Origin of the sequence: Streptomyces sp. NPDC006283 (assembly GCF_040613325.1) — a bacterium.
GTDB lineage: Bacteria > Actinomycetota > Actinomycetes > Streptomycetales > Streptomycetaceae > Streptomyces.
In genome coordinates this window covers 1-10311 of record NZ_JBEXRZ010000249.1, presented here as the reverse complement: position 1 = coordinate 10311, position 10311 = coordinate 1, and the positions used below count along the sequence as shown (strand labels likewise).

The 10311-nt window shown below is 68.1% G+C and carries 10 protein-coding genes; all 10 read right to left on the bottom strand.

What is annotated here, in order from left to right; translation table 11 throughout:
• Positions 1–753: ABC transporter ATP-binding protein (locus ABZ070_RS32190; RefSeq protein WP_356639052.1), on the bottom strand; the 753-nt coding region annotated here is incomplete at its 3' end.
• A gap of 18 nt (positions 754–771) precedes the next feature.
• On the bottom strand, positions 772–1773 hold the full coding sequence (locus ABZ070_RS32185) for an ABC transporter permease (protein ID WP_356639050.1): 1002 nt from the start codon (positions 1771–1773) through the stop codon (positions 772–774).
• The gene (locus ABZ070_RS32180) at positions 1766–2689 is read right to left on the bottom strand and encodes an ABC transporter permease (RefSeq protein WP_356639048.1); all 924 of its coding nucleotides are present in this window, start codon (positions 2687–2689) and stop codon (positions 1766–1768) included. Before ABZ070_RS32180 ends, ABZ070_RS32185 begins: the two co-directional genes overlap by 8 nt.
• A 73-nt stretch (positions 2690–2762) precedes the next feature.
• Positions 2763–4391: an ABC transporter substrate-binding protein gene (locus ABZ070_RS32175; RefSeq protein ID WP_356639046.1), complete on the bottom strand. Its 1629-nt coding sequence runs from the start codon at positions 4389–4391 to the stop codon at positions 2763–2765.
• 67 nt (positions 4392–4458) lie between these two features.
• The gene (locus ABZ070_RS32170) at positions 4459–5406 is read right to left on the bottom strand and encodes a GNAT family N-acetyltransferase (RefSeq protein ID WP_356639044.1); all 948 of its coding nucleotides are present in this window, start codon (positions 5404–5406) and stop codon (positions 4459–4461) included.
• A 51-nt stretch (positions 5407–5457) separates the two neighbouring features.
• Entirely contained in the window at positions 5458–5946 is a 489-nt protein-coding gene (locus ABZ070_RS32165) for a GNAT family N-acetyltransferase (protein ID WP_356639042.1), read from the bottom strand.
• Between the two features lie 206 nt (positions 5947–6152).
• Positions 6153–7301, bottom strand: coding sequence for a dipeptide ABC transporter ATP-binding protein (locus tag ABZ070_RS32160; protein ID WP_356639041.1), 1149 nt, complete (start codon positions 7299–7301; stop codon positions 6153–6155).
• Positions 7294–8352 (bottom strand): ABC transporter ATP-binding protein, encoded by a 1059-nt coding sequence (locus ABZ070_RS32155; RefSeq protein WP_356639039.1) that lies wholly within the window; start codon positions 8350–8352, stop codon positions 7294–7296. Before ABZ070_RS32155 ends, ABZ070_RS32160 begins: the two co-directional genes overlap by 8 nt.
• 14 nt (positions 8353–8366) lie before the next feature.
• Positions 8367–9338, bottom strand: a complete 972-nt coding sequence (locus ABZ070_RS32150; RefSeq protein WP_356639037.1) for an ABC transporter permease — start codon at positions 9336–9338, stop codon at positions 8367–8369.
• Positions 9331–10260, bottom strand: a complete 930-nt coding sequence (locus ABZ070_RS32145) for an ABC transporter permease (protein ID WP_356639035.1) — start codon at positions 10258–10260, stop codon at positions 9331–9333. The genes ABZ070_RS32150 and ABZ070_RS32145 overlap by 8 nt, the downstream gene beginning before the upstream one ends.
• Positions 10261–10311: the final 51 nt, after the last annotated feature.

The following is a 10311-nucleotide window of genomic DNA, read 5'->3' as shown; positions in this document are numbered from 1 at the left end:
GACGATCCGGCCCGCGTACATCACGGCGATCTTGTCCGCGACGTCGGCGACGACGCCGAGGTCGTGCGTGATCAGGATCAGACCCATGTCGAGTTCGCGCTGGAGCTCGGCCAGCAGGTCCATGACCTGGGCCTGGACGGTCACGTCGAGGGCGGTCGTCGGCTCGTCGGCGATGATCAGGTCGGGCTCCAGCGAGAGCGCCATCGCGATCATGATGCGCTGGCGCATACCGCCGGAGAACTGGTGCGGGTACTGACCGACGCGTTCCTTCGCGGCGGGGATGCGGACCCGGTCCATCAGCTCGACGGCCTTGGCTTTCGCGTCCTTCCGCGACATCCCTTGGTGGACGACGAACATCTCGCCGAGCTGGTCGCCCACGCTCAGTACGGGGTTGAGCGAGGACAGCGCGTCCTGGAAGATCATGGCCATCCCCGCGCCCCGGATCTTCCGCCGTTCCTCCTCCCGCATCGTCAGCAGGTCCTGGCCCTTGAAGAGGATCTCGCCGCCGGTGATCCGGCCGGGGGGCATGTCGAGGATGCCCATCACGGCCTGGGCGGTGACCGACTTGCCGGACCCGGACTCGCCGAGCACGGCGAGCGTCTCGCCCGCGTCGACGGTGCAGTCGACGCCGTTGACGGCCTGGGCGACTCCGTCGCGGGTACGGAACTCCACCCGCAGGCCGCGTACGTCGAGCAGCCTGCCACAGGCGCCCGGCTCTGCGGACATGACGGCCTCGCGGGACGTGACGGACATGGCGGCTCCTTGGCGCCTTCAGCGCAGCTTGGGGTCGAGGGCGTCGCGCACCGCGTCGCCGAGCATGATGAACGCGAGCACCGTGACCGCCAGCGCCCCCGCGGGCCACAGCAGCATGTGCGGGGCGTTGCGGATGTAGGGGGAGGCCGACGAGATGTCGATGCCCCAGGAGACGGTCGGGGGTTTGAGACCGACGCCGAGGAAGGAGAGCGTTGCCTCCAGCGAGATGTAGGTGCCGAGCGCGATGGTCGCCACCACGATCACCGGGGCGACGGCGTTGGGGGCGATGTGCCGCAACAGCATCCGTGCGCTGGAGGCTCCGAGGGCACGTGCGGCCTGCACATAGTCGTTCTGCTTGGCGGTGATGACGGAGCCGCGTGCGATACGGGAGATCTGCGGCCAGCCGAGCAGCACCATGAAGCCGACGACCGGCCAGACGGTGCTGCTGGTGATGACGGACAGCAGGACGAGGCCGCCGAGGACCACGGGGATGCCGAAGAAGACGTCGGTGAGCCGGGACAGCACGGCGTCCGAGGAGCCACCGAAGAAGCCGGCGAGCCCGCCGAGGACCGAGCCGAGCAGTGCCACACCGAGGGTGGCGCAGACGCCGACGGTGACGGAGGCCCGTGCCCCGTAGACGGTGCGGGTGTAGACGTCGCAGCCCTGGCCGTTGAACCCGAAGGGGTGTCCGGGCTGGGAGCCCTCCTGGGCCTTGGCGAGATCGCAGCTCAGCGGGTTGCCGGAGGCGATCAGTGAGGGCCACAGCGAGATGACGATCAGGAAGAGGATGACCAGGGCGGAGACGACGAAGACGGGGTTGCGCCGCAGATCCCGCCAGGCGTCCGACCAGAGGCTCCGCGGTTTGGCGGCGGGGCCGGTGCCTTCGGGGCGGCCCGGGCCCGGCCTCTTCTCGAGCGTCTCCCCCTCCCTCATCGCGAGGTTTGCGGCACCTCCGGCGCCGGTGGCGGCGACCGCGGAGTGCGCCGGGTCGTCGAAGTGCGGGTTCTGGGGCTCAGGCATAGCGGATCCTCGGGTCCAGCACGGCGTACAGGAGGTCCACCAGCAGGTTGGCCACGAGGAACACGATGACGAGCACGCTGACGAAGCCCACGACGGTCTGCGTGTTCTGGCGCAGGATGCCCTGGTAGAGCTGGTAGCCGACGCCGTGGATGTTGAAGATCCGTTCGGTGACGATCGCGCCGCCCATCAGCGCCCCGATGTCGGTTCCGATGAACGTCACCACCGGGATCAGCGAGTTCCGCAGCAGATGCTTGCGGATCACTCTGCTCCGCGGGAGTCCCTTGGCCTTGGCGGTGCGGACGTAGTCGGCGCGGCTGTTCTCGGCGATCGAGGTGCGGGTCAGCCGGGTCACATAGGCGAGCGACACCGAGGCGAGGACCAGCCCGGGGATGATCAGTTCGCCGATCCGGGCGTCGGTGGAGACGGACGGGTCGACGAGGCCCCACTTGTAGCCCAGCAGTAGCTGGAGCAGCAGACCGGTGACGAACGTCGGTACCGAGATGACGACGAGCGTGAGCAACAGGACGCCGGTGTCGACGGGCCGGCCGCGGCGCAGGCCGGTGACGACGCCGAGGGTGATGCCGATGACGATCTCGAAGGCGATGGCCACCAGGGTCAGTCTGATCGTGACCGGGAAGGCGTCAGCCATGAGCTCGGTGACTTCCTGCCCGTTGAAGGCGGTGCCGAAGTCCCCGGTGAAGACGTTGCCCATGTAGGTCGCGTACTGCTGCCACAGTGGCTTGTCGAGGCCGAACTCCTTGCGCAGCTGGGCCGCCGTCGCCGGGTCGCACTGCCGCTCTCCGCACAGGCCCGCGATGGGGTCGCCCATCACGTTGACCATGAGGAAGATCAGCAGGGTGGCGCCGAAGAAGACAGGGATCATCTGCAGCAGACGCCGGATCACATACCGTCCCATCGCGGGCTCCGGGGGGTCGTGGGAAGGGCGACGGGCCGGCGCCGGGGCGCGCCGGGCCGGGGGCCTTCCGCCGTCAGTTGACCTTGATCTCGTTGTAGACGGGGACGCTGAACGGATTGAGTGCGACGTTCGAGACGCGTTCCGAGTAGCCGGCGCTGCCGTTCTGGTACCAGAGCGGGATGGCGGCCATCTCGTCGCGTACGACCTCCTGTGCCTGTTTGAAGGTCTCGACCGCCTGGACGGGATCGGTCTCGGCGTTGGCCTTGTCGATGAGGTCGTCGAACTTCTTGTTGCTCCACTTGCCGTCGTTGGACGAGGCGTTGGTGTAGTAGAGCGGCTGGAGGAAGTTCTGGATCAGCGGGTAGTCCATCTGCCAGCCGGCCCGGAAGGGGCCGGACATCTTGGACTGGGTGATCTGGTTGCGGAAGTCGGCGAAGGTGCCGACGGGGTTGCCGACGCAGACCTTGTCGTTGCCCAGGGCGTTCTTGATGGAGTTGCAGACGGCGTCGACCCAGTCCTTGTGCGAGCCGGTGTCGGCGTTGTAGGAGATCGTGATGCGGCCGCCGGGCAGCCCGCCGCCCTCGGCGATCAGCTTCTTCGCCTGTGCCGGGTTGTATTCGCAGGCCTTGCCGCACAGCGTCGGGTCGTAGCCGCCTTCTTCGCCGAGCACCGGCGAGGTCCAGTCCTTCGCCGGTGTGCGGGTCTGCTGGAAGATGGTGTCCGTGATCTGCTTGCGGTTGATCGCCATGGACAGGCCGGTGCGGACCTTCGCTTTGTCGGCGGGCTTCCAGGCGTCGTCGTAGTAGGGGAAGGCGAGGGTCTGGATGATCCCGGCGGGGGTGTTGATGTAGCGGTCCCCGAGGTCCGCCTTCACGTTCTTCAGCTGGGCGGCGGGCACGTCGTCGACGAGATCGAGGTTGCCGGCGATGAGGTCGGTGTAGGCCGTGTTGTTGTCCGTGTACACCTTGAGGTCGATGCCGCCGTTCTGCGCTTTGTCGGGTCCGGTGTAGCCGTCCCAGCGGCGCAGCGACATCTGCGAGCCCTTGGCGTACGAGTCGACGGTGTACGGGCCGTTGCCGACGGGCTGCGCGAGCCAGGCGTCGTGGTCGTCGAAGAAGGCACGGGGCAGGGGGGAGAACGCCGCGTAGCCGAGGGTGTCGGGCCAGGTGGAGAACTTCTGCGTGAGCTTGACGGTGAAGGTGGTGTCGTCGACGACCTTGAGGCCGGAGAGCTTCTCCGCTCCGGCCTCGCCCTTCTCGGGGTGGACCTTGTCGTACCCCTCGATGTAGCCGAAGAAGTACGCGTTGCGCTGGTTGTTCTTGAGGTGGGCGCCGTAGTTCCAGGCGTCCACGAACGAGCGGGCGGTGACGGCCTCGCCGTTGCTGAACTTCCAGCCGGGCTTGAGGGTGACCGTGAAGTTGACCGAGTCCGTGGTGTCGATCTTCTGGGCGACCATGTTCTGGGCTTCGCCGGTCTTGGGGTCGTACCGCTTGAGCCCGCGGAAGATCATGTCGAGCACCTTGCCGCCCTGCACCTCGTTGGTGTTGGCGGGTTCCAGCGGGTTCTGCGGGTCGCCCCAGGAAGAGCTCACGATGCCGTCGGCGCCACTGCCGCCGCTGTCGCTTCCCCCGCCGCACGCCGTCGCGGCGAGTACGACGGCGAGCGTGCAAGCGGCCCACTTCGCGCGTGTGGCTCCACGCATGGAGTGCCTCCTCGATCCCAAGTCTCCCTTGGGCCCAATATCACTCCATAAAGGATCTAACGCATTTTCAGGACACCCGTGCGGAGGCCGCGGAAAGGGGTACGACGAGCTCCCATGTGTCGATCGCGTAATGCAGCGTCATCCCGTGTGCCTCGTAAAGGCCGAGGGCCCCGCTCGCGTTCCGGGTGTCCACCGCCAGGCCGATGGTGTCCCGGCCTCGGGCGGCGTACCTGGCGAAGGCATGGCGCAGCAGGAAGCCGGCGAGGCCGCGGCCGCGGGCGGCCCTGCGCACACCGATGTTTCCGATCCAGCCCATGGACTCCTTGTCGTCCCTGGTCAGCAGGACGGCCACATCGCCCTCGCCCTCGACCGAGGCGATCCACATGAGCGTCCGGTCGCGGTGGTCGCCGAGGTCGGCCACCCACTGGTCGTAGGTGCGGGGGTGGTGGTCGAAGTGCTCGGCGAAGGTCTCCTCCACCAGGGCGTGCGCGATCCGGTGGTCGGCATCGGCCACGCAATTGCGCAGCGTCACCCCGGCGGGCGGCTCGGGAACACGGTCGGCCGGGGACAGCGGGCGGGTCATGACCTGGTAGCGGCGCACGGTGCGCCAGCCCCTGGCGTCGAGCAGCGCGGTGTCGAGGGACGGCCGCACGTTGAGGTGGAGGTGGAGCACGGCCTGCTCGGCGCCGGCGGCCGCCGCCTTGCGTGCGGCTCGCTCCTCGATCCGTCTCAGCACCAGCCCGGCGGCCCGCGAACGGCCGGGCAGGACGTAGTGGTCGACGCCGATGTCACCGGCGCCCGAGTCGCTCCACAGGATTCCGTACGCCACGAGGTCACCGTCCTCGTGCACCAGCCAGGAGTCCTGGGCGAGATCGACGTCGGGGTGGGCGAGGTCGGTCTCCACGGTGTGCAGTTCGGTGTCGGCCCGTCCGATCTCGACGACGTCGACGGCGTTCAGCAGGGCGCATATGGAGGGCGCGTCCGCGAGGGTCGCGGGCCGGACGGTGAGAGACATGACGCCACTGTTCGCGCCGGGCGCGTTGCCCGCAACGGGTTTTCGCCGGCCTCAGGCGACCGGTACCCGTCCGGCGGGGAGAGCGACCACGATCTCGTCGTCCTCGAAGTCCCCCGTCGGTTCGAAGCCCAGAGCCGTATAGAGTTTCGCCGCGCCGGTGTTGGCCGCATGGTAGGAGAGACGTATCTCCCGGCAGTTCGGGCGCACGGACAGCAGCCGGATCAGCAGGAGCATGGCCTGCCGCCCCACACCCTTGCCCTGTTCCTCGGCGTCGACGACCACGCCCCCGATCCAGTGGGTCCCGTCCTCCTCGTCGTACGCCCACATGACATGGCCGACCACGGTGTCGTCCGCCGAGACGGCGAGTGAGTTCCACGGGCCGCCGCGCATCGAGAGCAGCAGGTAGCGGGCAGCGAGGGCGGCGACGAAGACGCGCTGCTCGTCCCTCGGCGCGACGTCGGCGACGGCACGCCAGTTCTCGTCGCCGACGTCGCCGAGTGTGATGCGGCGGCCGGCGAGGTCGATCGGTTCGTGATCCATCCGCCCACTGTCGGCGGGGCGATGAGCCGCCGCAACGCATTTCCTGCCGGGAAACCCGCACCGCATAGTGTGCGGCTGCTTGTTCGAGCGCTGTTCCCCAGCCAGGCTGATCCCGGATCGCAGCTTCCGGCAGGGCAGTCGTGCTGGAACGGCGAAGGCGCCCGCCCCCGGAGAGGGGGCAGGCGCCTTCTGTGTCAGGCCCGGGACTACGCCGCGTGGACGACGTCCTTCTCCTCGGCGAAGTGGCACGCCGACTCGTGCGCGGCCGGGGTGTCCTGCCCCTTGAAGCGCTCGGGCACCGCGAGCAGCGGCACCTCGGTGGCGCACTTCTCCTCGGCCTTCCAGCAGCGGGTGCGGAAGCGGCAGCCCGACGGCGGGTTCGCCGGGGACGGCACGTCTCCGGTGAGGATGATCCGCTCGCGGCCCTCACGCGCCTCCGGGTCCGGGACGGGGACGGCGGACAGCAGCGCCTGGGTGTACGGGTGCGTCGGGTGGTCGTAGATCTGCACGTCGGTGCCGATCTCGGCCATCTTGCCGAGGTACATCACGCCGACGCGGTCCGAGATGTGCCGGACGATCGACAGGTCGTGGGCGATGAAGAGGTAGGAGAGGTTGAACTCGTCCTGCAGCTTCTCCATCAGGTTGACGACCTGCGCCTGGACGGAGACGTCCAGCGCCGACACCGGCTCGTCGCAGATGATGATCTCGGGGTTGAGCGCGAGGCCGCGGGCGATGCCGATGCGCTGGCGCTGACCGCCCGAGAACTGGTGCGGATACCGGTGGATGTACTCCGGGTTGAGACCGACGACGTCCAGCAGCTCCTGCACCTTGCGGCGCCGGTCGCCCTTCGGAGCCACCTCGGGGTGGATGTCGAAGGGCTCGCCGATGATGTCGCCGACCGTCATACGCGGGTTGAGCGAGGTGTACGGGTCCTGGAACACCATCTGGATGTTGCGGCGCACCGCCTTCAGCGCGCGGCCCGACAGCTTGGTGATGTCCTGGCCCTTGTAGAAGACCTCGCCGGCGGTCGCCTTCTCCAGCGTCATCAGCAGCTTGGCGACGGTGGACTTGCCACAGCCGGACTCGCCGACGATGCCGAGCGTCTCGCCCTGGTAGAGGTCGAACGAGACCCCGTCCACGGCCTTGACCGCGCCGACCTGGCGCTTGAAGAGGATGCCCTGGGTCAGCGGGAAGTGCTTGACCAGGTTGCGCACCTGCAGGATCGGCTCACCGCGTTCGACGGTGGCGTCGAGCGCCGCGACGGCCGCCTCCTCCGTGGCGACGTCGACCGTCTCCACCTTGGTGACGTTGGGGGTCGCGTCCACGGCCTCGTTCGTCTTCTTGAGCTCAGCCATGGATCGTCTCCTTCCAGAAGTGGCACGCGCTTCCGCGGCCGGGCAGCTCGCTGCCGTCCTGCTCGGTCACCGGAACCAGCGCCGGGATGTCCGTACGGCAGATGTCGTCCGCCTTGGGGCAGCGCGGGTTGAACGCGCAACCGCTCGGAATCTTCAGCAGGTTGGGCGGCAGACCCTTGATCGCGTACAGCTCCTGGCCCTTCTGGTCCAGGCGCGGGATCGAGTCGAGCAGACCCCGGGTGTACGGGTGGGCGGGCCGCTTGTACAGCTCGTGCACGGGGGCGGTCTCGACGATCCGGCCCGCGTACATCACGGCGATCTTGTCCGCGACGTCGGCGACGACGCCGAGGTCGTGGGTGATCAGGATCAGACCCATGTTGTACTCGCGCTGCAGCTCCGCGAGCAGGTCCATGACCTGGGCCTGGACGGTCACGTCGAGCGCGGTGGTCGGCTCGTCGGCGATGATCAGGTCCGGCTCGAGAGCCAGGGCCATGGCGATCATGATGCGCTGGCGCATACCGCCGGAGAACTGGTGCGGGTAGTCACCGACCCGGGCCTTGGCGGCCGGGATCTTCACCTTGTCCATCAGCTCGATGGACTTGGCCTTGGCTTCCTTCTTGGACAGCCCCTGGTGGACGCGGAACATCTCACCGAGCTGGTAGCCCACGGAGAGCACGGGGTTGAGCGAGGACAGCGCGTCCTGGAAGATCATCGCGATCTTCCGGCCGCGGATCTGCCGCCGCTCCTCGTTGCTCATGGTGAGCATGTCCTGGCCGCGGAAGAGGATCTGCCCGTTCGGGATCTTCCCGGGCGGCATGTCGAGGATGCCCATGATGGCCTGGGCGGTGACGGACTTGCCCGAGCCGGACTCACCCAGCACGGCCAGGGTCTCACCGGAGTCGACGCTGTAGTTCACACCGTTGACGGCCTTGGCGACACCGTCACGGGTGTGGAACTCGACGTGCAGGTCGCGCACTTCGAGCAGCGGACCGGAGAAGTCGTTGCCCTCGCGGGGCGCGGGGACGCTTGCTGTTTTGTCGATGATGGTCACGTCGTACGCCCTCCTCAGCGCAGCTTGGGGTCGAGGGCGTTGCGAACCGCATCGCCGAACATCAGGAACGAGAGCACCGTGATCGAGACCATCACCGAGGGGATGATCAGCACGTGGGGTGCGTTGCGGAGCTGCTCACGTCCACTGGACACGTCGACGCCCCAGGAGACCGTCGGTTCGGCCAGGCCGACACCGAGGAAGGACAGCGTCGCCTCCGCGGCGATGTAGCCGCCGAGTGCGATGGTCGCGACGACGATGATCGGCGCGAGCGCGTTGGGCAGCACGTGCCGGGTCAGGATGCGGGTGGTCGAGGCGCCGAGCGCCTTGGCCGCCACCACGTAGTCGGCCTGCTTGATGGTGATGACCGAGCCGCGCGCGACACGGGCGATCTGCGTCCAGCCGAGGAACACCAGGGCGAGGATGACGACCCAGACGGCGCGCTTCTCGAAGCTGGTGAGGACGACGAGCGCACCGAGCAGGAACGGGATGCCCATGAAGATGTCGGTGACGCGCGACAGGAGCGTGTCGATCCAGCCGCCGAAGTAGCCGGCGATCATGCCCACGAGGGTGCCCAGCAGGGTCACCAGAAGGGTGACGCCGACACCGACGATGATCGAGGCGCGGGCGCCGTAGACGACTCGGGCGTAGATGGAGCGGCCCTGGCCGTCGTAACCGAACCAGTCGGGCTGGAAGAAGTGGCTCCAGTTCGGCTGGCCGAGGTAGTGGTTCGCCAGGTCGGCGTCGCGCGGCGAGGCACTGGTGAACAGGCCCGGGAACGCCGAGATGACGATCAGCAGGACGATCAGACCCGCCGAGATCAGGAACAGCGGGTTGCGGCGCAGGTCGTGCCAGGCGTCGGACCACAGGCTGCGCGCCTTGTCCGGCTTGGGCGCCTGGGTGACCAGCGCGGTGTCGGGAGCGGCGGCGGTGCTGGTGACCTTCTCGGCCCCGGTGGTCGCCGCAGTGGCTGCGGTCTTCTCAGGCATACCGGATCCTCGGGTCCAGGACCGCGTAAAGCAGGTCGACGAGCAGGCTGGCGAGCAGGTAGACGAGGACGATCAGCGAGGCGATGCCGACGACGGTCGCCCCCTCGCGGCGGAACAGTGCCTCGTAGATCGCGTCACCGACGCCCTGGACGTTGAAGATGCCCTCGGTGACGATGGCGCCGGTCATCAGGTTGCCGATGTCGGTGCCGAGGAAGGTGACCACCGGAACGAGCGAGTTGCGCATCAGGTGGACACCGATGATGCGGCGGCGCGGCAGGCCCTTGGCGACCGCCGTGCGCATGTAGTCGGCGCGCAGGTTCTCCGCCATCGACGTACGGGTCAGACGTGCCACGTACGCGAGGGAGAGCGAACCGAGGACGATGGCCGGCAGCAGCAGGTCCCCGAAGCTCTCGGAGTCCTGCACCGTCGGGGTGGTGATCCCCCACTTGAAGGCGAACAGGTACTGCATCAGGTAGCCCAGCACGAAGGAGGGCATCGAGATCAGCACGAGGGTGAGGGCGAGGAGCCCCCGGTCCCGCACGGACTCGGGACGCAGGCCCGCGACGATGCCGAGGCCGATGCCGACGATCACCGTGAAGGTGAAGGCGAAGAGCGTCAGCCGGATGGTGACCGGGAACGCCTGCGCGATGATGTCGGCGATGGGACGCTGGCTCGCGATCTCCGTGCCGAAGTTGCCCTGAAGCAGCTCGAAGAGGTACTTCAGGTACTGCTGCCAGAGCGGCAGGTCGAGCCCGCGGTCATGGCGGATGGCTTCGACCACCGCGGGGTCAAACGCCTGGTCTCCCATGAGCGCTCTGACGGGATCGCCGGGCAGCGCGAACATCATGGCGAAGATCAAAAAGGTTGACCCGATGAACACCGGGATCATCTGGAGCAGTCGTCGTGCGACGTAGCGCCCCATGGGTGCCTCCGTGAGGGGTTAACTGGGTCCGGGGGCCGCCCGCGGTCGCAG

Bases quoted from the DNA above. Each gene is read 5' to 3' on its own strand.
- ABZ070_RS32160 (WP_356639041.1), bottom strand. From the start codon at position 7,301: ATGGCTGAGCTCAAGAAGACGAACGAGGCCGTGGACGCGACCCCCAAC.
- ABZ070_RS32175 (WP_356639046.1), bottom strand. From the start codon at position 4,391: ATGCGTGGAGCCACACGCGCGAAGTGGGCCGCTTGCACGCTCGCCGTC.
- ABZ070_RS32145 (WP_356639035.1), bottom strand. From the start codon at position 10,260: ATGGGGCGCTACGTCGCACGACGACTGCTCCAGATGATCCCGGTGTTC.
- ABZ070_RS32170 (WP_356639044.1), bottom strand. From the start codon at position 5,406: ATGTCTCTCACCGTCCGGCCCGCGACCCTCGCGGACGCGCCCTCCATA.
- ABZ070_RS32165 (WP_356639042.1), bottom strand. From the start codon at position 5,946: ATGGATCACGAACCGATCGACCTCGCCGGCCGCCGCATCACACTCGGC.
- ABZ070_RS32150 (WP_356639037.1), bottom strand. From the start codon at position 9,338: ATGCCTGAGAAGACCGCAGCCACTGCGGCGACCACCGGGGCCGAGAAG.
- ABZ070_RS32180 (WP_356639048.1), bottom strand. From the start codon at position 2,689: ATGGGACGGTATGTGATCCGGCGTCTGCTGCAGATGATCCCTGTCTTC.
- ABZ070_RS32185 (WP_356639050.1), bottom strand. From the start codon at position 1,773: ATGCCTGAGCCCCAGAACCCGCACTTCGACGACCCGGCGCACTCCGCG.